The organism is Arthrobacter sp. B1805 (genome assembly GCF_002929745.1).
In the GTDB taxonomy this organism is placed as follows: domain Bacteria; phylum Actinomycetota; class Actinomycetes; order Actinomycetales; family Micrococcaceae; genus Arthrobacter_D.
The window spans coordinates 177,620-200,972 of record NZ_PJIQ01000007.1 but is presented as its reverse complement, the minus strand read 5'-3'; the positions used below and the strand labels follow the sequence as shown (position 1 = coordinate 200,972).

The following is a 23,353-nucleotide window of genomic DNA, read 5'->3' as shown; positions in this document are numbered from 1 at the left end:
GGCCCATAGCCGTGCGATGTACGCCCGCGTGGCGTCCCAGGAAGGAACAAGCGTGACCCAGCAGCACCATCAGGACGAGAAGGACCAGGACCCGAGGACTCCCAGTGAGCGCGATCTGGACGTCCTCAGCCGTCAGCTCGGGAGGCCGGTCCGGGACGTCGTCGAGATCGGTGCGCGGTGCGTCTGCGGCAATCCGCTCGTGGCGACCACTGCTCCCCGGCTGTCGAACGGCATCCCGTTCCCTACGAGCTACTACCTCACCCACCCCGTCATCACCTCTGCCGTGTCGAGGCTCGAGGCCGACGGCGTCATGACCGAGATGAGCGAGCGGCTGATCTCCGACGGAGACCTCGCCGGCCGGTACCGTGCCGCTCACGAGGCATACCTGGCCGCACGGGAGGCAGTGGGAGAGCGTGCCGGTACCGGCGCCGTGCCCGAGATCGAGGGCGTATCCGCCGGAGGGATGCCCACGCGGGTGAAGTGCCTCCATGTCCTCGTGGGGCATTCCCTCGCCGCAGGTCCTGGCGTCAACCCCCTGGGCGACGAGGCGATCGCGCGGATAGCGCCCTGGTGGACCAGAGAGGTCTGCTACTGCGAGGGTGCCTGGGACACCTCGGGCCAGGCGCCCGACGCCGACCTCAGCAGGCACACCCGCACCCAGGGCTTGAGTCCCGAGGAGCTCGAGGCGAAGCGCGCCGCGCGTCGCCGCGAATCCACTCCGGGCACCGGTGGTCCGGGGAACGACGAGCCCATCGACCAGTCCGGACCGACCGAACCGTCCGGATCGACCGGCCCGAGCAAGGAGAAGTAATGCGAACAGCTGCGATCGACTGCGGTACGAATTCCATCCGGTTGCTGATCGCGGATGTCGACGGCGGAGTCCTGACCGATGTCGTCCGCCTGATGCGCGTGGTACGCCTCGGCGAGGGCGTGGACGCCACGGGACGCCTGTCCGATGCCGCGTTGGCAAGGACCTTCGCCGCTGCGGAGGAATACGCCACGCTCATCGAGCGGCACGGCAGCCCGCCCGTGCGATTCGTGGCCACGTCGGCATCCCGCGATGCCGAGAACCGCCAGGTCTTCGTCGACGGCATCCGAGCGCGGCTCGGAGTCGAGCCAGAGGTCATCTCGGGCGACGAGGAGGCGCGGCTGTCCTTCAACGGCGCCGTCAGCGTCCTCGCGACCGCCCGGGACGAGACGGTGCTGGTCATCGATCTCGGCGGTGGAAGTACGGAGTTCGTGGCCGGGACGATGGACGGTCTGATCGCCGCGCGGAGCACGAACATGGGCTGCGTGCGCTACACCGAGCGCTTCCTGCAGAACGACCCGCCGACGCCGGAGCAGATCGAAGCCATGGACGCCGAGATCGCCCGCCTCATGGACGACGCGGCCGCACAGGTTCCCCTCGAGCGCATCACGAAGATCGTGGGTGTCGCCGGAAGCGTCACCACGGTGACGGCGCACGCCCTCGGCCTGCCGGAGTACCAGGCCGAACGTATCCACGGCGCCGAGCTGCCCATCAGTACGGTCTCATCGGCGGCGTCCGACCTGCTGCACATGCCGCGGTCGGCCAGGGCCGCCCTGCCGTACATGCATCCCGGTCGTGTCGACGTGATCGGAGCCGGGGCGCTGATCTGGCGGGCCATCGTGGAACGCGTCGCCGCGGTGACGGACGGTCGTGTCACGACCGCGATCACCAGTGAGCACGACATCCTCGACGGGATCGCCCTCAGCGTTGCGGAGCGGGACGGGTGAACTGATGAACACCCCAGCTCGCGTCACCCGGTCTGCTGCTGCCGTCGTCGTCGCCTGCGTCGCTGTGCTGCTGCCGGCTGCCGGCCCTGCGGCTGCGGACGAGGTCCGTGGCAAGGAGTACTGGCTGGAGGACTACGGGATCGCCGAGGCCTGGAAGAGCACGCAGGGGGAGGGCGTCACGGTAGCCGTCATCGACAGCGGCGTCGACGGCAACCACCCCGATCTGGCAGGAGCGGTGGTCGGCGGCACGGATGCATCCGGTGCAGGCGATCCGGGCGGGCAGCGCGGCATCGGGGAAGTACCGGGGCACGGCACGCTCGTCGCGACGCTGCTCGCCGGACGCGGCCACACCGATCCGGAGCCGCCCGCGCCCGCCCCGGAGCCCGAGTCCAAGCCCGAGTCCAAGCCCGAGCCCTCGGGCGGCAGCACCGGATCGGCGGCCCCCCAACCCACCCCGGAGCCGAAGCCGTCACCCTTCAGCCAGTACGGCACCGGACCGGACGGCATTGTCGGAGTCGCACCGAAGGCGGATCTGCTCGCCATCTCCGTCTGGATCGAGGGACAGAACAGCGGGCCCAACCCGGCAGGCGTGACGGTCGATGAGCAGGTTCCGAACGCGGTCCGCTGGGCGGTGGACAACGGTGCGGATGTCATCAACATGTCCCTCGGCAGCACCAGCACGGCATGGCCCGAGAGCTGGGACCAGGCGTTCCTGTACGCGGAGCAGAACGACGTCGTCATCGTGGCGGCTGCCGGCAACCGTGCCGGAGGGCTGACCCAGGTGGGAGCACCCGCGACGATCCCCGGGGTGCTCGCCGTCGCCGGGCTCGACCGGTCGGGGATCGCGAGTGCCGAGGCCTCGTCGGAGGGAATCAGCATCGCGGTCGCCGCTCCGTCCGAGAACCTCGTCGGTGGTCTGCCGGGCGGCTTCTACGCCGACTGGTCGGGCACGTCCGGCGCCGCGCCACTGGTCTCCGGAGTCGCCGCGCTCATCCGCGCCAAGTACCCCGAGCTGTCGGCGGCGCAGGTCGTCAACCGTATCGTCGGTACGGCCAGGGACGCCGGGGCACCCGGCTTCGACACGCTGTACGGGCACGGCGTCCTCGATGTCGCGGCGGCCGTCCGCAGCGAGATCGCGGTACCGGAGCAGAACCGCCTCGGGAGCATGGCTGAATGGATCCAGCTCTACAGGCGGAGCGGTCAGACTCCCGCTCCGGCGCCGGCTCCGTCGCGGGAACCAGCCGCTGAGGTCATCCCTGCTCCGCCCGTCCCGCAGGCCGAGGATCCCCTCGCTTCCGTCCACACCGTGCCCGCGTTCGTGGTGCTCGGGTTCGGAGGGCTCCTGCTCGCGGTGATCGCCGGAGGAGCACTCCACGTGGCGCGTGTCAGGCGCCGTCCTGCAGCGCCCCTGGACGACGACACCGGACGGATCGACCGAGTCCAGGGAGGCGGTAACGAGCAGGGATCCGGGGGAGTTCCAAGTACGTCGCCGAGCTAGTGAAGATTTTCACAAACTCCGGTAGCATCGAGGAATGGCATCGAACCAACACTTCTCTGACCGCCCGCGCATCCTCGTCGTCGGCGGCGGCTACGTAGGCCTGTACGTCGCTCACAGGCTGCAGAACAAGGTCAAGGACCACGGCGGCATCGTCACGCTCGTGGATCCCCTGCCCTACATGACCTACCAGCCCTTCCTCCCCGAGGTCGCCGCCGGAAGCATCGAGCCTCGCCACGCGATCGTCTCGCACCGCAAGCACCTGCGGAAGACCGAGCTGATCTCGGGCAAGGTGACATCGATCAACCACGCCGGACGCACGGCCACCATCGCGCCCACCGGTGGCGGCGACTCCTTCGAACTCGGCTACACCGACGTCGTGGTGGCAGCCGGTTCCATCACTCGCACCTTCCCGATCGACGGCCTGAAGGACCAGGGCATCGGCCTGAAGACCATCGAGGAGGCAGTGGCGCTGCGCAACAAGATGCTTGAGCGCATCGAGACCGCGTCCGTGATGCCGGAGGGTCCCGAGCGGGACCGCGCCCTCACCTTCGTCGTGGTGGGCGGCGGCTTCGCTGGGATCGAGACCATCACGGAGATGGAGGATGCCGCGCGCGACGCTGTCAAGGCCAACGCCCGCCTCAGCCGCTCCGACCTCCGCTTCGTGCTCGTCGAGGCCATGGGACGCATCATGCCCGAGGTCACTGCCGAGCAGGCCGAATGGGTCGTTTCCCACCTTCGCTCGCGGGAGATCGAGGTCCTGCTGAACACGTCGCTGTCGAGCGCCGTGGGTGGCACGCTGAAGCTCATCAACATGCCGGACAAGACGCCGGCTGACGAGTTCGAGACCGACACCCTCATCTGGACCGCCGGAGTGCAGGCGAACCCGGTGGTCCGCTCGACGGACTTCCCGGTGGACGAGCGCGGCCGTGTCCGTGCCAGCGCCGAACTCCGGATCACGGGCGACGACGGGCCCATCGAGCACGCATGGACCGCAGGCGACGTCGCGGCTGTTCCCGACCTCACCGGTGGGGGCGTGGGAGGCTTCTGCGTCCCCAACGCCCAGCACGCCGTCCGACAGGCGAAGCTGCTTGCCGCCAACATCCTCGCGGCCAACTACGGCCTCGGCGAGGTCAAGGAGTACAAGCACACCAACCTCGGCGCCGTCGCGGGTTTCGGCCAGTTCAAGGGTGTCGCGAACATCATGGGCTTCGGCATGAAGGGCTTCCCGGCCTGGCTCGCTCACCGTGGCTACCACGGCTTCGCGATGCCGATGTACGAGCGCAAGGCGCGCGTCATCATCAACTGGAGCATGAGCTTCCTCTTCGGTCGCGACCTCGCGCCGCTGTCGGATCTGCAGAACCCGCAGCGCCAGTTCCGCGAAGCGGCGACCCCGCCGCCGAAGAAGGACACCGCGCTGCAGAGCCAGCCGCCCACGCCGGCCGGGCAGACGGCAGCCGCGAAGGCCTCTGCCTGACGCCTTCCGGTTCATCCGGACACGCACGAGAACGACGGCGACCGCCTTCCTGGGGGTCGCCGTCGTTCTGTGTCTCCGCCTGTGAGCGGCGAGTCGCGCCGGCGTCCGGGGTAGGCTGAACCGGCTGAAAGGCCCCAGTAGCCCAATGGCAGAGGCAGCAGACTTAAAATCTGTTCAGTCAGGGTTCGAGTCCCTGCTGGGGCACGTCCTCCCGCACTCGCGAGGAGGCACGTCGAAGCGGAGCGTGCGCCATCGCGGCACGCCCGACGCGGCGATGACGGATGCGCAGTGCGCTGAGTAGTGCGCGCTGTCAAGAGTGCGTTCGCCGCGGTGTGATGAGCGTTACAAGGATGTAACCGGATTCCCTTATCTACGACACAAAATTGCATTAGCTTTTCCTACAAGCCAGGAACACTTGGCGAACGCAACAAAGGCAGCAAGAGCCTTTCGGTCGAGGAGACTAATTCATGACTGCAACACGCAATCCCGCGCGGTCTGGCATCGGGGAGATGGCCCCGCGCGCGGCAAAGGTCGCTGCCCTGGGCCTGGGCATCGCGCTCTTTGCCTCCGGCTGCGGCGGCGGCGGAACCACGGGTTCCGAGGGTGAGGGTGGCGACACCGAGACCAGTGCTGCTGCTGCGACGTCGGCGCTGGCATGCCCCGAGAGCGAGGGTGGCGCAGGCGAGGAACAGGGCGAGAAGGGTGACCCCGCAGCCGTTCCCGCCAGTGAGACCACCAGCCCCGAACCCCTGAAGCTCGGTTCCATCCTGCCCACCACCGGAACCCTTGCGTTCCTCGGCCCGCCCGAGATCGCCGGCGTCAACCTCGCTGTCAAGGAAGTCAACGAGGCCGGCGGTGTGCTGGGTCAGGACATCTCCATCACCCACCGCGACTCGGGCGACACGACCACCGACATCGCGACACAGTCCGTGACGGATCTGCTGTCCCAGAACGTCAGCGCCATCATCGGAGCCGCGTCCTCGGGTGTCTCGAAGACCGTCATCAACCAGATCACCGGTGCAGGCGTGGTGCAGTTCTCGCCCGCCAACACGTCGCCCGAATTCACCACGTGGGACGACAAGGGCCTGTACTTCCGCACCGCTCCCTCGGATGTGCTCCAGGGACGCACCCTCGGCAACTACATCATGACGTGTGGCGCCCAGACGGTCGGCATGATCACCCTGAACGACTCCTACGGCACCGGCCTGCAGAGCAACATCCAGGAGACCGTCGAGGCTGCCGGAGGCCAGGTCGTCGCCAACGAGATGTTCAACACCGGCGACTCGCAGTTCTCGAGCCAGGTGGACGCCATCGCGGCGGCGAAGCCCGATGCGATCGTGCTCATCAGCTTCGACGAGGCCAAGAGCATCGTCCCGCTGCTCGTCGCGAAGGGCATCGATGCCAGCACGCTCTTCATGGTCGACGGCAACACCTCCGACTACAGCGCGGACCTCGATCCCGGAACCCTCGAAGGAGCCCAGGGCACCATCCCCGGCCCCTTCACCGGCACCGGCTTCCAGGAAGCCCTGGCCACTGTTGATCCCAACCTCAACAGCTTCGCGTACGCCGGTGAAAGCTATGACGCTGTGAACCTGATCTCGCTCGCCGCAGAGGCTGCGGGAAGCGTCGAGGGAGCAGCAATCGCCGAGCAGCTCGAAGCGGTCTCCAAGGAGGGCACCAAGTGCTTCGACTTCGCAGGCTGCGTCACGCTGCTGCGCAACGGCGAGGACATCGACTACGACGGTATCTCCGGTCCCGTGTCCTTCGACGAGAACGGTGATCCCACCGAGGCGGCCATCGGCATCTACAAGTACGACGCCGACAACAAGCCCCAGCCGAGCCGTTCCGAGGTCGGACAGCTCTAGGGTCTGACCTGACGGGGTTCCGCCCCTGACGGACGCAAGCAGGAGGCCCCGGCCGCCCTTCCTCGGAAGGTGCAGCCGGGGCCTCCTGCTGTCCGGGACCAGTTGCCGCGAGACGTTCCGTGACACAGCACCGTTCCGTGACCCAGCACTGTCCCGTGACCCAGCATTGTCCCGTGACATAGCACCGTTCCGTGACCCAGCACCGTCGAGCGGTAGGTGCCCGAGTGTCGCGGGACGAAACGGTTAGGAGTCCCCGGGCTCGCGCCTGGAGAGGGCATAGGAAGGCTCGCGTACCTTCCGGGCCCACTCGTACGTCTGCGCTCCTGCCAGGGGGTGAAGGACGGCGTCGAAGCGCAGGGTCTTCTCCTCCGCTCCTTCGTTGAGGCGCAGCGTGACAGTGCCGAAGCGGTGCCACCGCCCTGACGGCGTTGCGAAGAACAGGCCGAGCTGCCACGCAGAAGCACCGAGGGATCGCCGGAAGCCCCGTAGGGAGGACGGCAGACCGGCAGGCGCGAGCGTCCTAGCCCCTATCAGTACGGGGCCCTCCTCGCCCCGGTAGGGCATCATCGTGGTGAGCGGCGCGCTGGATATCCCGAGCCGCGGCATGAGGACGAAGCGCCCCGGGACGGACCACCCCGTCGAGGACAGCAGGATGTCCGAGAACGTCGATGGTGCCGGTCCGGCGTCCGGGTGGTGGATCCGTAGCGCGAGGCCCACGATGTCGGGCAGCCCGTCAGGAGTACCTGCGGATCGCGAGACGCGGGCCGTCACCGCTGCGGCGCTCGGCTGGTCGATCCAGGAGATACCACTTCGCTCTGCGTGGACCTCGACAACGACCGCGCCGTCGAGCCGGAGGCCCCTCGGATGGATGGGGCGATGCCGTCGCACGTGCTTGATGCCGCGGAATACGATCTCGAAGCCCTTGCCGATCGCGCTGCTGGGCAGTCCTGACATGTGCCGGGCGTCCTTCCTTCGTCGGTGTCGCTTTCCCGTCCTCGTTCCAAACCTACTGGGCGTCCAACGACAGTGGGCGGAACCGTCACCGGTCCCGCCCACCCCTTGCGCTTTCATGCGCCTACGTCATCCTGGTTCCACCTGCCGCGCTGAGGCAGGAATCAGGCGGTATCCGCGAGGGTTCCGAGGTACAGCTGGATGACCTTCGGATCCTTCATCAGTTCGCGGCCTGTGCCCGTGTACGCATCCTTCCCCTGGTCCAGCACGTAGGCCCGATCACAGATCTGCAGGCACCGGCGTGCGTTCTGCTCCACCATGATGACGGAGACACCGGCGCGGTTGATCTCGTGGACGCGCAGGAACGTCTCGTCCTGCTTCACGGGCGAGAGCCCGGCGGAGGGTTCGTCGAGCAGCAGGACGGCCGGATCCATCATGAGCGCTCGGCCCATCGCGACCATCTGCCGTTCACCTCCCGAGAGCGAGCCCGCTCGCTGTGCCCTCCTCTTGCCCAGTTCGGGGAAGAGGCTGGTGACGAAGTCGAACCGCTCCTTGAAGTCCTTGGGACGCTGGTACATGCCCATCTGGAGGTTCTCCTCGATGGTCAGCGTCCCGAACACGTTGTTGTTCTGCGGGACGAACCCTACGCCGCGGCTCACGAGCCGGTTCGCCTTGAGCCCTGTGAGGTCCTGTCCACGCACCACGACGGTACCCGAATGGACCTTCACGAGGCCGAACATCGCCTTCAGGAGCGTCGACTTCCCGGCACCGTTCGGGCCGATGATGCCGATGAGCTCACCTCGGCGTGCCTCGATGCTGCAGCCGTTCAGGATGTTGACGCCGGGAAGGTAGCCCGCGACGAGATCGGTGACCTTGACGACAGAGTCTCCCTCGAATTCAGCCATTATCTCTTCTCCTCATCGGGGTGGGCAGGGTGGGCGGGGCCGGCGGACGGGGCGCCACCCGCGACCTCGGTGACCCCGTGTCCGAGGATGCCCTCGTCCTCGGTGCCGACGACCGACTCCTCGTCGTTGGCGAGCTCCTCCTCGAGGCGCTCGATGCCGGTGGAGTCCCCGAGGTCCACGTCGTGGTGGGCGCCCAGGTAGGCGTCGATCACTGCCTGATCCTTCATGACGATGTCGGGCGGTCCCTCCGCGACGACCTTGCCCTCGGCCATGACGACCACCCAATCGGCGATATGGCGGACCATGTGCATATCGTGCTCGACGAACAGCACGGTCATGCCTTCCGCCTTGAGGTTCTTGATGTGGTCGAGCAGGGACTGCGTCAGCGCGGGGTTGACGCCTGCCATCGGCTCATCCAGCATCACGAGCCTCGGGCGGACCATGAGCGCTCGCGCCATCTCGAGGAGCTTGCGCTGGCCGCCCGAGAGTGATGCAGCATAGTCGTCACGCTTGGTGTCGAGCTTGAACTTCTGCAGCAGCACCTCGGCCTGCTGCGTGATCTCGCGCTCGCGACCGCCCCAGATGCCTTTGAACAGGGCGCGGGCGAGGCTCTCGCCCGGCTGGTCCGTAGCGCCCAGACGCATGTTCTCCATCACCGTGAGCTTGCCCATGACCTTGGTCAGCTGGAAGGTGCGGACCATGCCCATGCGCGCGACCTTGTGCGAAGCGACCTTCGCGAGGGGCTTGCCGTCGAACTCCCAGTCGCCGCTGTTCGGGATGTCGAACCCGGTCAGCAGATTGAACAGTGTGGTCTTTCCGGCTCCGTTGGGCCCGATCAGGGCCGTGATCTTGTGCCGGGGGATCTCGAGGTGTTCGACGTCGACGGCGTTGATGCCACCGAAGCTCCGCGTCACGTTCCGGGCGATCACGATGGGGTCACGCTTGCGGCACCCCGGCCCGGCGGCGTCGGTGGTGATCGGGGCGGAGTCGGTCATGTGGTCCTGCCCGGACGCTGCACCCGTCGAGCTTCCGCTGCTTGGTGCCACGGTGGGAGAGCCTGCGGCGTGTGCTCCGCCGGTTCCACCCTGGCCGCCGTCCTCCGGGACGTCCGCCGCGTGGGCTCCGGCGGCACCCCTGGCGCCGCTGTCTCCGGTGGTGCTGTCGCTGTGGTTCGTCGTCATGCGAACGCCAACTCCTTCTTGTTACCCAGGACGCCCTGCGGCCTGAAGACCATGAGCAGCATCAGTGCCACACCCACGAGGATGTAGCGCAGCTGGCCCGCCTGCGAGTTCGACAGGAACGTGATGGCGCCGACCTCGATCGCGCCGTACAGGAGTCCCTGCGTCAACGAGAGCACTACCCAGAAGATCATCGCTCCGATGACCGGTCCGAGGACAGTGGCCATGCCGCCGAGAAGGAGGCATGTGTAGAGGAAGAACGTGAGTTCCGTGGCGTAGTTGGCAGGCTGGACCGCGCCTCGCGGCAGCGTGAAGATGATGCCGGCGAGGGAACCGAGGACACCGCCGATCACGAGTGCCTGCATCTTGTAGGCGTACACGTTCTTGCCGAGTGAGCGCACGGCGTTCTCGTCCTCCCGGATGCCCTTGAGGACCCGCCCCCAGGGACTGCGCATGAGCAGCCAGACGACGAGGCACGCGATGATCACGACGCTCCAGCCGACGATGCGGATCCAGAAGTCGCGCTCGTTCATGCCCAGGGGGCCGACGTTGTAGGTGCCCGGGGGGAACGGGTTGAGGTCGTAGAACCCGCCCTCGAACGCAGCCAGGCCGTTGGCGGACCCGGTGACGTCCGTGAGTCCGTTGGTGGTCACGATGTAGCGGATGATCTCGGCTGCCGCGATCGTCACGATGGCGAGGTAGTCGGCGCGCAGGCGAAGGGTCGGTATGCCGAGCACGATCGCGAACACCACCGAGGCCAGGAGCGCGACCAGGACGGCCACGGGCAGTGGAGCATTGAAGCTGAGCGTTGAGATGGCGTACCCGTACGCTCCGACAGCCATGAAGCCGGCCTGGCCGAAGTTGAGGAGGCCCGAGTAGCCGAAGTGCACCGCGAGGCCGAGGGCTGCGAGTGCGTAAGCCGCCGTCGTCGGGCTGATCAGCTCGCCGAAGGCGTTGACAAGGATGTTTCCGAAGTCCATGAAGAGCCCCTAACCTATGCGCTCTCGGCGGCCGAGGATACCCTGCGGCCGGAACAGGAGCACGAGAATCATGATCAGCAGCGCTCCCACGTATTTGAGGTCTGCCTCGAGCCAGATCGTGGAGATCTCCACGAAGAGGCCGACGATGATGGAGCCGACGAGGGCGCCGAAGACGGTGCCCAGACCGCCCAGTGTCACGCCGGCGAAGATGAGCAGCAGGATCTGCTGGCCCATGTTGTAGGAGACGCCGGGACGGTAGTACGCCCAGAGAATGCCGCCGAGTGCGGCCAGCATGCCTCCGATGACCCAGACGATGCGGATGACGCGGTCGACGTCGATCCCCGAGGCGGCCGCGAGGGCCGGATTGTCCGCGACTGCACGGGTGGCCTTGCCGATGCGCGTCCGGAGCAGCAGGAACGCGACGACGAGGATGACGACGAGGCTGATGATCAGCGACGTGAGGTCGTTACGGGAGATGGAGACCGAACCGAGGTTGATGATCTCGCTCTGCGAACCGGGCAACTGCCGGGTGGCGCCGCCGAAGAAGAACTGGATGACATAGCGCAGCGCGAGGGCGAAACCGATGCTGACGATCATCATCGGGACGAGCCCTGTGCCGCGCCTGCGCAGCGGCTTCCAGAGCCCGGCGTCCTGCACGTAGCCCAGCAGCCCTCCGCCGATGACGGCCAGGACGATCGCGACCGCGATCGGGAGCCCCGCGGCAGCGAAAGCGAAGGCCAGGACCGCCCCGAGGGTGACCATCTCGCCGTGGGCGAAGTTCGTGAGCCCGGTGGTCCCGAAGATCAGCGAGAGGCCGACGGCGCTGAGCGCCAGGAGCAGGCCGAAACTGAAGCCGGCCAGGGCGCGCTCGGTGAGTGTCTCCAGGAAGGACGTCTGCTGCGACACGATGCCCTCACCGAAGAGGAAGAGCGTGGTGGCGCTGGAGGTGTTGGCGAAGGTGACTTCGCGCGGGTTCTCCTGCCCTTCGGCAAGAGCGATGCCGTCGGGGAGGGTGTCCTCGTCCAGGGCGACTTCGTAAGCGCCCTGCTCCGGCACGGTGATGCTCCAGGCGCCATTGGCGCCGGACGTCGCTTCGCCTTCGAATCCATTGCCGGTCGCGGTGACGGTCACGTCGGCGATCGGACCGTCGACGCCACGGAGGACGCCTCCGATCCGATAGTCGACGTTCTGCGCCTGGATGGTCGCGGGGATGTGGACCGGGTGCAACGCCTGGACGGGCGGCTGGGAGGACGCCTGCGCCGAAGTGGCGCCGAGCAGCACTGTGGCCAGGAGACCGAGCACCAGCAGCAGGGATCTCCTGATCCGAGCAGGCGTCGATAGGGTGTTCAAGATGGGAACCTCCACGGTGGGGGCAGGCCCGACGGCAAGCCGCCAGGATCAACAGTTGTGACGAGTGTCACGGGCGTGGGGTTCATGTTACTAGCGGCATGTTTCGTCATTTCGCAAAAGCTTCGCACCGAGGTAGCAATTCGGTAACGAAAGTTTTACCAAGGCGCCTTGGTGTTGTAATTCCCGGGCCTACGGGCCAAGCGGCAGACGCCTGCGGGGAACAAACCCCCAGCAGAACCGTTGGGATTGGTAGGGTTGCAAGAACACTCAGCCCCCTATTGGAGGACTAACAGAAATGGCACTTGGCGGTAATCCGGTATTCAACGGGAAGACCTTCCGCTCCGCTACCCGGGGCAACCAGACGGCGGGGTTCGGTACTGCGGGAATGGGCACGGCGACCTACGCGGGCCAGGCGATGGCTAACCAGCATCAGCTGGAGCACATGTACAACCAGCCGTCCGCCGGCCCTGCCCAGACAGGCCGGATGACCTTTGACGACGTCATCGTCAAGACCCTGCTCTGCCTGGGTGTCGTGCTCGTCGGTGCGGCCATCCCGGCATTCGTGGTTCCTGGCCTCGCACTTCCCCTGATGGTGATCGGGGCGCTCGGCGGTTTCGTGCTGGGCCTCGTCAACTCCTTCAAGCGCGAGCCCTCGCCCGCGCTGATCCTGGCCTATGCAGCCCTCGAGGGACTGTTCGTCGGCGGTATCACGATGTTCCTGGAGAGCATGTTCCCCGGCATCGCGATGCAGGCCGTGCTCGGTACCCTGGTCGTCTTCGGCGTCACCCTCGCACTCTTCAAGAGCGGCAAGGTGCGCGCTACGCCACGCGCCATGAAGTTCTTCATGATCGCGATCATCAGCTACATGGCCTTCTCGCTGGTGAACCTGGGACTCATGGTCTTCGGTCTCAACGATGACCCCTGGGGCCTGCGAGGCGCGGACTTCCTGGGAACGGGTATCCCCTTCGGCGTCGTCATCGGGATCTTCGCCATCGGACTGGCGGCCTTCTCCCTGATCATCGACTTCACGTCGATCAGCGAGGGCGTCCGCCACGGCGCTCCGCAGAAGTACTCCTGGACGGCGGCGTTCGGTCTGACCGTGACGCTGGTATGGCTCTACGTCGAGATCCTTCGCCTCCTCGCGATTCTTCGCGGCGACGACTAGCACGACGACGTCGGATCCCGTGCGGTAGGTGCACGGGATCCGTCCGTCCACGAACAGTCGAACAAGCAGAAGGGCCCGCAAACCTCACGGTTGCGGGCCCTTCTCCTTGTGCGGCAGGTGCTGGAGCGTCAGGCTATGCGTCCGGCGCCCGCACCGGGCAGAACGCTGAAGATGACCGGCGACCGGAAGCCGGCCGAGGAGAATGCCTGCTCGACGGCCGACCGGATGGCGGGTACGTCATCCACACGAGCCAGGGCGATGGCAGCACCGCCGAAACCGCCCCCGGTCATGCGGGCGCCGATCGCGCCTGCCTCGAGCGAGGCATCCACGGCGGCGTCCAGTTCGGGACAGGAGATCTCGAAATCGTCGCGCATCGAGGCGTGGCTCGCGATGAGCAGCGATCCGAGCTGGGCTGGTCCCTTGCTCGCGAGCACCTCGACGGCGTCCTCGACCCGCGCGTTCTCCGTCACGACATGACGCACCCGCCGGAAGGTCTCCTCGTCGAGGACGCCGGCTGCCTCAGCGAGATCCTTGACCGAGAGGTCACGGAGCGCGGGAACGCCCATGAGCTCCGCTCCGAGCTCGCACGAGCGCCTGCGCGCCGCGTACCCGCCGGTGGAGTGGGAATGGCTGACGCGGGTGTCGATGACCATGAGCTCCAGTCCTGCGCCCTCGAGGTCGAGGGGGACGAGCCGTGAGTCGCCGGAGCGGCAGTCGAGGAAGACGGCGTGCCCGGCCTCACCCAGCAGCGAGGCCGACTGGTCCATGATCCCGGTGGGCGCACCCACCATCCTGTTCTCGGCCAATTGCCCGATCGCAGCGAGTTCGCGGCGCGACGCGCCCCCCTGGGAGAGCTCGTTCGCAGCGACGGCGACCGAGCACTCGAGCGCCGCCGACGAGGAGAGCCCGGCTCCGACCGGGACGGAGGAGTCGACCAGGAGGTCCATCCCGGGGCAGCGGTAGCCCGACTGCTCCATGGCCCACAGGACTCCCAGCGGATACGCCGCCCAGCCGTGCACAGCACCTTCCGCCAGGGTGTCGAGATCGGCTGTCACCGGGTCCTCGTCAGGCGCGAACGTCGACGCGACCCGTACCGTGCGGTCCTTCCGGACGGCCGCCGCGACCGTCGTCGAGTGCTTGATGGCGAACGGGAGCACGAAGCCGTCGTTGTAGTCGGTGTGCTCACCGATGAGGTTGACGCGACCCGGAGCGGACCACAGGCCGTCCGGCTCGGTGCCGAAGCGGTCGGTGAAGGCCGCCGCGAGGTCGAGTGGGGTGGAGTTCATGCCTGGTCCTTCCGGGGTGTCCCGGGAACGGCGCTACGGAGTGCTTCCGCGACCTTCTCCGGCGTGGTGTCGTTGATGAAGGCGCCCATCGCGGCTTCCGAGCCCGCGAGGAACTTCAGCTTGTCCGCAGCCCGCCGGGGCGAGGTCAGCTGGAGGTGCAGGTAGCTCGCCGGGCGGAGGGCGTCGTCGATCGGCGCCTGCTGCCATGCTGCGATGTACGGCGTAGGTGTCGGATAGAGGGCGTCGAGCCTGCCGAGGAGGTCGAGGTAGACCGTCGTCAGCTCGTCGCGCTCTTCGCCCGCCAGCCCCGAGAGGTCGGCCACCTGGCGGTGGGGGACAAGGTGTACCTCGAGCGGCCATCGGGCGGCGAACGGCACGAAGGCGCTGAAGTGCTCGCCCTCGATGACCATGCGGTCGCCCGCGCTCCGCTCGCTCGCGAGGGCGTGCCCCATGAGGGTCTGCTTCCCATCGGTCGCATCGAAGTACGCCGCGGCACGCGCTGCCAGCGTCGCGGCGCGCGGCGGGATGAACGGGTACGCGTAGATCTGCCCGTGGGGGTGCAGGAGCGTGACGCCGATGTCCGCGCCGCGGTTCTCGAAGCAGAAGACCTGCTTGATCCCGGGCATCGCGGACAGCGCCTCGGTGCGCTGGGCCCAGGCATCGATGACCGTCCTGGCGCGCTCGGCGCTGAGCGAGCCGAAGGAGCCCTCGTGCGCGGAATCGAACGCGACGACCTCGCACCGACCGTAGGCCGTCGCCGTCGTACCCCATTCCGGCGCGCCCGGGAGCTCGCCGAGATCCGGGCCGAACGAGGAGAACCGGTTTTCGAACACCACGACCTCGTAGTCGGACGCCGGAATCTCCGACAGGTTGGCAGGCGTCGTCGGGCAGAGTGGGCACTGGTCGGCGGGCGGCAGATGCGTCCGCGATTGGCGGTGCGCCGCGACGGCTATCCACTCTCCGGACAGCGCGTCGAAGCGTGCGGTACCGGCGGGCCCGCGTGCAGGAAGCCCTCGCGCGTCGCGGACGAGGGACGCGTCGCGGTGGCGTGCCACGCTGTCCTCGCGCGCGTCGAAGTAGATCAGCTCGCGCCCGTCGGACAGGCGGGTGGGGGTGACATGGGTCATGGACGCTCTTCCAGAGGGGGGTCGGGGACGGGTTCGCAGAGGATGCGGGTGAGGGTGCCGTAGTCGTCGTCGGGTGGCTGATCGGTGACCAGGGCTGTAGCGGAGTCGAGCGCTGCGACCCGGGCGAGGCTGACAACGCCGATCCTCGTGGCGTCGGCGAGGATGACGAGCTCGCCGCACGCCCTCGCGAACGCCTTGTTCGTGTCCGCCTCGGCGAGGTTCGGGGTCGTGATGCCGGCGGCCGCATCAACGCCATGGGCACCCATGAAGCAGAGGTCCGCGCGGAGGGAGGAGATGGTGCTGGTGGCGATCGGCCCGACGAGCGCCTTCGACGGCGTGAGTTGACCGCCCGAGAGCAGGACCTCGGGCGCGCGGTCGCCCGGGCCTGCGGACCTCAGGCGGTGGAGTTCGTCCGCCAGCGGAAGGGAATTGGTAATGATGGTGAGTCCCTGGACCCGCGCCAGGAGGGGAGCGAGGGTGTAGGTCGTGGTGCCTCCCGTGATGGACACCGTCATGCCGGGCGTCAGGAGCGAGACGGCTGTCGCGGCGATCTGCTGCTTCGCCAGGCCCCCGCGCGTCCGGTTGGCGTCGAAACCCGCTTCGACCGAGCTGAGGCTGCCGATTCGAACGGCTCCGCCGTGGACACGCACCAGCGCACCGCGAGCCTCGAGGGTATCGATGTCCCGGCGTACCGTCATTTCCGAGACGCCGAGGGCCAGGGCCAGCCCGCTCACCCGCACGGCAGGCTGATGCGTGAGCCTGTCGAGGATCGCCGCCTGGCGCTCCGCTGCAAGCATGGTCCTCCTTCGGAGCGTCGTGGGGTACGCGAAGCGAACGGGTACGAACTAAAACGAACAAAACCTATCATAAGCCGCGGTGCCAGCAGGAGTAAGGGGGCGGGCGGGGGACGCCCGGCGGTAGCATCGCTGCATGACTCAGGCTTCCTCACGATTGGCCAGCGGAACGAACTACACGCTCACGGCGGGTGCGTCGACCGTCATCGTCGCGAGCCTCGCCGCGGCCCTCAGGTCCTATGAGCACGACGGCGTCGCCCTCACCGAGACCTGGGGTGACGGCGACATCCCTGCAGGCGGTGGCGGCATCCTGCTGGCGCCCTGGCCCAACCGCGTGGCCGACGGCCGATGGACGCTGCACGGGAAGGAGCAGCGCCTCGACATCACGGAGCCGTCGAAGGGGAACGCCAGCCACGGGCTCCTGCGCAACACGGGGTACCGGAAGGTCGAGGCAGGGCCTTCCCATGTGGTCCTGGAAGCCGAGGTCTTCCCCCAGCACGGCTACCCCTTCCACCTTCTGCACCGCGCCGCCTACGAGCTCACGGAGCAGCAGCTGACGGTCACCCAGGTGCTCACCAACCTGTCGTCCGAGGATGCTCCCTTCGCCCTCGGTGCGCACCCCTACCTCAAGATCTCGGACGTGCCGACCGAGGACCTCACCCTGACCGTGCGAGCTGCGACGGTTTTCGAGTCCGACGACCAGTCGATCCCCACCGGTACCGCGCCGGTCTCCGGCCAGTTCGACCTGCGATCGGGCCGCCGCGTCGGAGACATCCAGTTCGACGCGGCCTTCACGGACCTCGAGCCGGTGTCCGGGCGTCACGAGCACGTCCTGTCGGCTCCGGACGGCCGGCGCGTCACCCTGTGGGCGGACCCGGCCTTCGCCTACGCCCACGTCTACATCAGCACCATCTACCCCGGAGTCAGCAGGGCCGTGGCGATCGAGCCGATGACGGCGCCGGCCAACGCGTTCAACTCGGGCGAGGGCCTGCGGTGGCTGCCACCCGGGGCGTCGTTCTCAGCGAGTTGGGGCATACTGCCAGGTCTCGGATAACCGGCGCCAGGGCCTTCTATGGAAGGATTGGCCCATGCAGCGTCTCCCCGGAGCGAAACCCCAGCGCGCCCTTCAGCGCGCAGTGAGTCGCGGGGCCGCTGCACTGCCGAATCCACTGCCGGAGCAACCCGCGGGTGCACGGCCGGCCCTGCGCGCGGACGACCGCACCGACGTTCCCTTCGCGCTGCGCGTCGCCGCCTCCTGGTCCTGGCGGCTCGGGCTCGTCATCGTGGTCAGCGGCGTGCTGGTCTACCTGCTCGGCAAGGTGTCCCTGCTGGTCATACCGCTCATGGTCGCCGGGTTGCTCGCGGCGCTGCTGATGCCGCTGAAGAACCTGCTCCGACGACGGCGGCTGCCCAACGGCCTCGCTGTCGCCGTCACGCTCGTCGGCTTCTTCGGCATCATCGCGACGGCCCTCTCGCTCGTAGGACGGCAGCTGGCGCTCGGCTTCACCAGTCTCTGGGGTGAGGCCCGCGCTGGTATCCAGCAGATGCTGGACTGGCTGGCCCAGGGGCCACTGCAACTCACCACGTCGCAGATCGACCAGTACCTCCAGGACATCGGCGACGCCGCGCAGAACAACAGCGCCTCGATCCTCAGCGGCGCTCTCTCCTTCGGCACGACGGCGGGGCACGTCGCCGCGGGCACGCTGCTCACGGTGTTCACCCTCATCTTCTTCCTGCTCGACGGCGGACGGATCTGGCGCTTCGTCGTCGGGCTCGCACCCCTGCGCGCGCGGGCAGCCGTGGACGGCGCCGGCCGCAGGGGCTGGGCTTCCATGGCCAGTTACGTCCGGGTCCAGATGCTCGTCGCCGCCGTCGACGCGATCGGCATCGGCGTAGGCGCCGCGATCATCGGTGTGCCGTTGGCCCTGCCGCTCGGGGTGCTGGTCTTCCTCGGGTCGTTCATCCCGATCGTCGGCGCGCTGGCCACGGGCTCTGTCGCCGTCCTGCTGGCCCTCGTGGCCAACGGGTGGGTCAACGCGCTCGTCATGCTCGCGATCGTGCTCCTGGTCCAGCAGCTCGAGGGTCACGTCCTCCAACCCCTCATCATGGGCCCAGCCGTCGCACTGCACCCGCTCGCCGTCGTTCTCGCGGTTGCCGGCGGCACCCTGCTGGCAGGTATCCCCGGCGCGCTCTTCTCCGTCCCGCTCCTGGCGGTGCTCAACACGTCCGTGCGCTACATCGCGCAGCGGGCCTGGGAATATGATCCGGAGGTGGCGCAGGACCACCGTCCGCTCGGGGAGGGACAAGGCATTAGCGGGCCGGCGACGGCGGGGCGGGACGCCTCGGCATCGCTGGCCAGCACCCCGGAACCTCACGCCGCTCCATCGGCGCCAGCCCTCCAGGAAGAGACCTCCCAATGACCGAGCAGACTGTTGCAGCACCCCTCACTCCAGCCGCGACCACCACACTGTCGGCGACCTCACCGGCGGCGGCCGCACCCGCGACGTCCGTCCTCGGCGTCGCCCCCGCCGCCGCGCTGCCCGTGACACTGGCCGACGTCGAGGCTGCCCACCGCACGCTCGACGGCGTCATCGCGCGCACGCCCATCGAGCAGTCCCGCGCCCTCGGCCGCCTGACCGGCTCCACCGTCTCCTTCAAATGCGAGAACCTGCAGCGCGCCGGATCCTTCAAGGTCCGCGGCGCGTACAACAGGATGGCGAAGCTCAGCGAAGCCGAGCGCGCACGCGGCGTCGTGGCCGCCTCCGCAGGTAACCATGCGCAGGGTGTGGCGGTGGCGGCCGCGCGGCTGGGCATCTCCGCCCGCATCTACATGCCGCTCGGTGTGGCGTTGCCGAAGCTCGCCGCGACGCGCGGACATGGCGCGGAGGTCGTCCTGCACGGCCACAACGTGGATGAGGCGCTGACCGAAGCGAAGAGATATGCCGACGAGACCGGCGCGGTCTTCGTCCATCCGTTCGACAACGTGGACGTCGTGGCAGGCCAAGGGACCATAGGCCTCGAGATCCTCGAGCAGGTGCCCGACGTCGACACGATCCTCATGGGCGTCGGCGGAGGTGGACTGCTGGCCGGGGTCGCGGTGGCGATCAAGGCGAAAGCGAAGGAACTCGGCCGCGAGATCCGGATCATCGGCGTCCAGGCCGAGAACGCGGCCGCCTACCCGCCGTCCCTCGCCGCCGACGCCCTCGTGCCGCTCACCAAGGTCTCGACCATCGCCGACGGCATCGCGGTCGGACGCCCTGGCCAGCTGCCGTTCTCGATCATCCGGGAACTCGTGGACGACGTCGTCACCGTCAGCGAGGACTCCCTCGCCAGGGCGCTCATCTTCCTGCTCGAACGGGCCAAGATGGTGGTGGAACCTGCTGGAGCCGTCGGGGTCGCGGCCCTGCTGGACGGCAAGCTGACGGAGAACGGCGCCACGCCGGGCAATACGGTCGTCGTTCTCTCGGGCGGCAACATCGACCCCATGCTCATGCTCAAGGTCATCCAGCGAGGCCTCGCCGCCGCCGGCCGCTACCTCGTGGTGCGCATGCTGCTCGACGACCGCCCCGGGTCCCTGGCGACCATCTCACGCATCATCGCGGAGTCAGATGCCAACGTCACTGGCGTGGACCACACGCGCGTCGGCGGATCGATCAGCATGGGCGATGTCGCCATCACCATCAACATGGAGACCAAGGGCGACGAGCACTGCGAGCAGGTCCTCAGCAACCTGCGCGCCGAGGGCTTCCAGCCGGTGGTCATCCAGGGCTGAGGGGAGGGACATGGGGGAGCTCGCTCGCCGCGCGCAGGCAGGCCTGGTCACGGTCGTCGGACTCGTCGCCGTGATGTGGGCGGTGTTCGTGCTGAACGCGCTGCTCGGGAACCTCCTCGTGATGACCCTGGGGATCGCGCCTCGCCGCGTGGACGGACTCGACGGAGTGGTCTTCGCACCGCTCCTCCATGGCGGAGTCGCCCATCTGGCCAGCAACACGCTGCCGCTGCTCGTCCTCGGGTTCCTCGCGTTCCTCGAGGGTGCGCGGCGGTTCGCCCTGGCGGTAGGGACCAGCTGGGTCGCCTCGGGCATCGGCACCTGGCTCTTCGGTGGAGGACTGACCATCGGCGCCTCGGGGGTCGTGTTCGGCCTCTTCACCTACCTGGTCGCGCGAGGCTTCTACAACCGGGACTGGAAGCAGATCCTCCTGGCGGTCCTCCTGTTCTCCGTCTACGGGTCCATCCTGTGGGGGATCCTTCCCACGGTCGGTTCGAACATTTCCTGGCAGGCGCACCTCTTCGGGGCGCTCGGCGGCGTGCTCGCGGCGTTCCTGCTCAAACGGAAGCGGCCCGCTCCCAGTGGAACGGACCGCTTCGGACTCGGCTCGTAGGCGCTCGACGCCGCCCGTCCGTCAGCCGACGTACGGCGTAGCCGAGATGATCTCCACGGTGATCTGCTTTCCGTTGGGCGCGGCGTAGGTGACGGTGTCCCCTGCCTTCTTGCCCTGGATCGCGGCGCCCAGCGGCGACTTCTCGCTGTAGACGTCGATGTCGGTGTCACCGGCGACCTCGCGGCTGCCGAGCAGGAAGTTCTCGACGTCGCCTGCGATCCTGGCGGACACCATCATGCCGGGTTCGACGACGCCGTTGTCCGCCGGTGCCTCGCCCACGTGGGCGTTGTTCAGGAGGTGGGTCAGCTGGCGGATGCGGGCCTCTGCCTTGCCCTGCTCCTCCTTGGCCGCGTGGTAGCCGCCGTTCTCCTTGAGGTCTCCCTCGGAACGGGCCTGCTCGATCCGCGCGACGATCTCGGTACGGCCGGGACCCGACAGGTGCTCCAACTCGCTCTTGAGCCGGTTGTAGGACTCCTGTGTGAGCCAGGCGACAGGGGCGCTGTTAGTGGACACGGGATAACTCCTTCGGTACGGCCTCCATCGGAACCGGTGGAAGCACTTGGTCGCTCGACCGGACGATGGCGGAGCCATCACCACCGGCAAGCAAACACCCCGCCTCGTGGGACCGGAAGGCCGGTACGCCGGTGAAGCGGGGCGATACGTATCCCTTCATTCTAGGCGGGGGAGGGCCAGAACCCAAGAACGCCGGCCCGTGCACGTCAGTCCTCGACGAGCCAGCAGGCGTTGACACCGCCCGTCACGGCCGGCGAATCCGTGCGGACGTCCGCTCGGTGGGCGGTGGTGTCGCCGCCGTTGGCGCCCTCCTCGGCACCGTTCGGGCCGATCGTGACGACCTTCCAGCCGACGACGGCGTAGTTCTCGCTCAGCACCTGCACGGCGCACTGCGCGGTGGCAGAGCGCTCCTTCGTCACCTCGAAGTCGACACTCGCCCTGCCGTCACCGGCAAGGGAAAAGCCGACGTCCTTGAAGGACACCTCCGGGTTGCCCGTCGTGAGGGCGACGGCGGCCACCGCAGCCACCGACGCGAGGATCACCGCGATGACCAGCAGCCGCAGCCGCCCCAAGGGCTCCTTCGGCTTTGGGGTGCCGTAGCGATTGGCTACTCTTGGTGTTGGCGTATAGGCGGAGCTCACCCCTTCATTTTACTGTCCGCTCCACCGTCCGCCGCCGCGGCCAACTCGGCCGCTTCCCATACCCGCGAAGCCAGGAGCACGTGTTGCCAAGCCAGGATCATCCCCGCGTGTCCCGTGAGGGCTTCCGCCTCCTCGCGGTCCATGCCCACCCGGACGACGAGTCGAGCAAGGGCGCGGCCACGATGGCCAGCTACGTCGCAGCGGGCGCCGACGTCATGGTCGCCACCTGCACCGGTGGCGAGCGGGGCGACATCCTCAATGCTGCGATGGACGGCGATCCGCACGGCAAGCGCGACCTGCCGGGCCTGCGGAGGATCGAGATGGCGCGAGCCGTCGCCGAGCTCGGCGTTCAGCAGCGCTGGCTCGGCTTCACGGATTCGGGCCTGCCGGAGGGGGACCCCCTTCCCGACCTGCCCTTCGGCTGTTTCGCGCTGCAGCCCCTCGAACGGGCGGCCGCGCCCCTCGTGAAACTCGTCCGTGAATTCCGCCCCCACGTGATCGTCAGCTACGACGAGAACGGCGGCTACCCGCACCCGGACCACATCATGGCCCACCGGATCGCCGTCGAGGCCTTCGAAGCTGCGGCGGACCCGGCGAGGTACCCCGGTACCGGTGAGGCCTGGAGCGTTTCCAAGCTCTACTACGACCGCGCGTTCAACCCGGAACGCTTCCGCGCCCTGCACTTCGCACTGGAGGAGGCCGGGCTGCAGTCGCCCTACGCGGAGCGGATCGCGCAGTGGCTCGAGGCGGACGCGGAGGGCCATCAGCCCCCTGCCCCGGCCCACGAGACGACGACCCAGATCGACTGCGGCGACTTCTTCGGCCACCGGGAGCGGGCACTCCTCGCACACCGGACCCAGGTGGACCCGGAAGGCTTCTTCTTCGCCGTCTCGGTCGAACTGCAGCAGAAGGTGTGGCCGTGGGAGGACTACTCGCTCATCACCTCACGGGTCGCCACGTCCCTGCCCGAGGACGATTTCTTCGCGGGTGTCACCGCCGGGTCCTAGGTCCGCCGGTCATTTCTATCCCGCGTAGAATTGCATCCTGCGGACACCCCGATCCGCAGGCAATCTCGAAAGTGGTGCGTGCGTGTTTCCTTCCCTCAGCCTGGCTGCGATGACGACGCCGTCGGGCGACCCGACGTTGAAGCCGGGTCTCGATCCGGCGTCGGTGACGCCGGGCACGCTGGGGTTCCTGGCGACCCTCTTCGTCGTCGTCCTGGTGATCTTCCTGATCCGGGACATGACCAAGCGTGTCCGGCGGGTCCGGTACGCTGCCGAGGTGCAGCAGGCGCGGGAGCAGCGCGGACCCTCGACCACGGGTGAGGTGCCACCGGTTGCGGACGGTACGGGGGCCGCCGGCGGCGCTCGGCCGGATGGTACGGAGGGTGCAGACCGTCCTACGCCGGGCGGGAAGCACGGCCCGGACAACCGCTGAACCGCTGAACCGCTGAACCGCTGGGTTCGTCCCAGCGAGTTTCGCGAGGAAT

The 23,353-nt window shown here is 68.0% G+C and carries 22 protein-coding genes and 1 tRNA gene; 13 read left to right on the top strand and 10 right to left on the bottom strand.

The annotated features are described in order from the left end of the window. The first annotated feature begins 52 nt into the window (after positions 1-52). From CXQ96_RS10120 to CXQ96_RS10095, 6 genes are all read left to right on the top strand, one after another. Positions 53-811 carry a DUF501 domain-containing protein gene (locus CXQ96_RS10120; protein ID WP_258059021.1) on the top strand — a complete coding sequence of 253 codons (759 nt, stop codon included), beginning with the start codon at positions 53-55 and terminating at the stop codon, positions 809-811. Further along, complete coding sequence (locus CXQ96_RS10115; RefSeq protein WP_104117900.1) at positions 811-1,755, top strand: Ppx/GppA phosphatase family protein; 945 nt, start codon at positions 811-813, stop codon at positions 1,753-1,755. The genes CXQ96_RS10120 and CXQ96_RS10115 overlap by 1 nt, the downstream gene beginning before the upstream one ends. Positions 1,756-1,759: 4 nt before the next feature. Next, positions 1,760-3,253, top strand: coding sequence for a S8 family serine peptidase (locus tag CXQ96_RS10110; RefSeq protein ID WP_104117953.1), 1,494 nt, complete (start codon positions 1,760-1,762; stop codon positions 3,251-3,253). A 34-nt stretch (positions 3,254-3,287) separates the two neighbouring features. Further along, positions 3,288-4,727: an NAD(P)/FAD-dependent oxidoreductase gene (locus CXQ96_RS10105; RefSeq protein WP_104117899.1), complete on the top strand. Its 1,440-nt coding sequence runs from the start codon at positions 3,288-3,290 to the stop codon at positions 4,725-4,727. A 131-nt stretch (positions 4,728-4,858) separates the two neighbouring features. Then, a tRNA-Leu gene (locus tag CXQ96_RS10100) sits at positions 4,859-4,931 on the top strand. Positions 4,932-5,194: 263 nt separating this feature from the next. Continuing rightward, positions 5,195-6,592, top strand: a complete 1,398-nt coding sequence (locus CXQ96_RS10095; RefSeq protein ID WP_104117898.1) for an ABC transporter substrate-binding protein — start codon at positions 5,195-5,197, stop codon at positions 6,590-6,592. Positions 6,593-6,835: 243 nt separating this feature from the next. On the opposite strand, the gene CXQ96_RS10090 is transcribed toward CXQ96_RS10095, so the two are convergent. From CXQ96_RS10090 to CXQ96_RS10070, 5 genes are all read right to left on the bottom strand, one after another. Next, entirely contained in the window at positions 6,836-7,546 is a 711-nt protein-coding gene (locus CXQ96_RS10090) for a hypothetical protein (protein WP_258059020.1), read from the bottom strand. Positions 7,547-7,707: 161 nt separating this feature from the next. Further along, positions 7,708-8,448 (bottom strand): ABC transporter ATP-binding protein, encoded by a 741-nt coding sequence (locus CXQ96_RS10085; RefSeq protein WP_104117897.1) that lies wholly within the window; start codon positions 8,446-8,448, stop codon positions 7,708-7,710. Next, positions 8,448-9,443, bottom strand: coding sequence for an ABC transporter ATP-binding protein (locus CXQ96_RS10080; protein WP_104117951.1), 996 nt, complete (start codon positions 9,441-9,443; stop codon positions 8,448-8,450). The genes CXQ96_RS10085 and CXQ96_RS10080 overlap by 1 nt, the downstream gene beginning before the upstream one ends. A 182-nt stretch (positions 9,444-9,625) precedes the next feature. Next, the gene (locus CXQ96_RS10075) at positions 9,626-10,606 is read right to left on the bottom strand and encodes a branched-chain amino acid ABC transporter permease (protein WP_104117896.1); all 981 of its coding nucleotides are present in this window, start codon (positions 10,604-10,606) and stop codon (positions 9,626-9,628) included. Positions 10,607-10,615: 9 nt separating this feature from the next. Beyond that, positions 10,616-11,956 (bottom strand): branched-chain amino acid ABC transporter permease, encoded by a 1,341-nt coding sequence (locus CXQ96_RS10070; protein ID WP_104117950.1) that lies wholly within the window; start codon positions 11,954-11,956, stop codon positions 10,616-10,618. A 295-nt stretch (positions 11,957-12,251) separates the two neighbouring features. Between CXQ96_RS10070 and CXQ96_RS10065 the strand changes: the two genes are divergently transcribed. Next, positions 12,252-13,121, top strand: a complete 870-nt coding sequence (locus tag CXQ96_RS10065; RefSeq protein WP_104117895.1) for a Bax inhibitor-1/YccA family protein — start codon at positions 12,252-12,254, stop codon at positions 13,119-13,121. Positions 13,122-13,249: 128 nt separating this feature from the next. On the opposite strand, the gene galK is transcribed toward CXQ96_RS10065, so the two are convergent. Genes galK through CXQ96_RS10050 form a run of 3 tightly spaced genes read right to left on the bottom strand, consistent with a single transcriptional unit; the run spans position 13,250 to position 16,331 of the window. Beyond that, positions 13,250-14,407, bottom strand: coding sequence for a galactokinase (galK, locus tag CXQ96_RS10060; protein ID WP_104117894.1), 1,158 nt, complete (start codon positions 14,405-14,407; stop codon positions 13,250-13,252). After that, positions 14,404-15,534 carry a galactose-1-phosphate uridylyltransferase gene (galT, locus tag CXQ96_RS10055; RefSeq protein ID WP_104117893.1) on the bottom strand — a complete coding sequence of 377 codons (1,131 nt, stop codon included), beginning with the start codon at positions 15,532-15,534 and terminating at the stop codon, positions 14,404-14,406. The genes galK and galT overlap by 4 nt, the downstream gene beginning before the upstream one ends. Beyond that, a complete protein-coding gene (locus CXQ96_RS10050; protein WP_104117892.1) occupies positions 15,531-16,331 on the bottom strand; it encodes a DeoR/GlpR family DNA-binding transcription regulator in 801 nt (266 codons plus the stop codon). The genes galT and CXQ96_RS10050 overlap by 4 nt, the downstream gene beginning before the upstream one ends. A 133-nt stretch (positions 16,332-16,464) precedes the next feature. Between CXQ96_RS10050 and CXQ96_RS10045 the strand changes: the two genes are divergently transcribed. From CXQ96_RS10045 to CXQ96_RS10030, 4 genes are read left to right on the top strand one after another with little or no spacing between them, the layout of a single operon-like run. Next, entirely contained in the window at positions 16,465-17,382 is a 918-nt protein-coding gene (locus CXQ96_RS10045) for an aldose 1-epimerase family protein (RefSeq protein WP_104117891.1), read from the top strand. Between the two features lie 34 nt (positions 17,383-17,416). Next, positions 17,417-18,748: an AI-2E family transporter gene (locus tag CXQ96_RS10040; protein WP_104117890.1), complete on the top strand. Its 1,332-nt coding sequence runs from the start codon at positions 17,417-17,419 to the stop codon at positions 18,746-18,748. Further along, the gene (gene ilvA, locus CXQ96_RS10035) at positions 18,745-20,100 is read left to right on the top strand and encodes a threonine ammonia-lyase (RefSeq protein ID WP_258059019.1); all 1,356 of its coding nucleotides are present in this window, start codon (positions 18,745-18,747) and stop codon (positions 20,098-20,100) included. Before CXQ96_RS10040 ends, ilvA begins: the two co-directional genes overlap by 4 nt. 10 nt (positions 20,101-20,110) lie before the next feature. Continuing rightward, positions 20,111-20,710, top strand: coding sequence for a rhomboid family intramembrane serine protease (locus CXQ96_RS10030; RefSeq protein ID WP_104117889.1), 600 nt, complete (start codon positions 20,111-20,113; stop codon positions 20,708-20,710). A 21-nt stretch (positions 20,711-20,731) separates the two neighbouring features. On the opposite strand, the gene greA is transcribed toward CXQ96_RS10030, so the two are convergent. Together greA and CXQ96_RS10020 are read right to left on the bottom strand one after the other, a co-directional pair. Further along, complete coding sequence (gene greA, locus CXQ96_RS10025; protein WP_223263149.1) at positions 20,732-21,223, bottom strand: transcription elongation factor GreA; 492 nt, start codon at positions 21,221-21,223, stop codon at positions 20,732-20,734. A 206-nt stretch (positions 21,224-21,429) separates the two neighbouring features. Then, the gene (locus CXQ96_RS10020; RefSeq protein WP_258059018.1) at positions 21,430-21,864 is read right to left on the bottom strand and encodes a DUF4307 domain-containing protein; all 435 of its coding nucleotides are present in this window, start codon (positions 21,862-21,864) and stop codon (positions 21,430-21,432) included. Positions 21,865-21,947: 83 nt separating this feature from the next. Here CXQ96_RS10020 and mca point away from each other — a divergent pair, with 83 nt between their 5' ends. After that, on the top strand, positions 21,948-22,871 hold the full coding sequence (gene mca, locus CXQ96_RS10015) for a mycothiol conjugate amidase Mca (RefSeq protein ID WP_258059017.1): 924 nt from the start codon (positions 21,948-21,950) through the stop codon (positions 22,869-22,871). An 82-nt stretch (positions 22,872-22,953) separates the two neighbouring features. Then, entirely contained in the window at positions 22,954-23,301 is a 348-nt protein-coding gene (locus CXQ96_RS10010) for a hypothetical protein (protein ID WP_308662738.1), read from the top strand. Positions 23,302-23,353 lie beyond the last annotated feature (52 nt).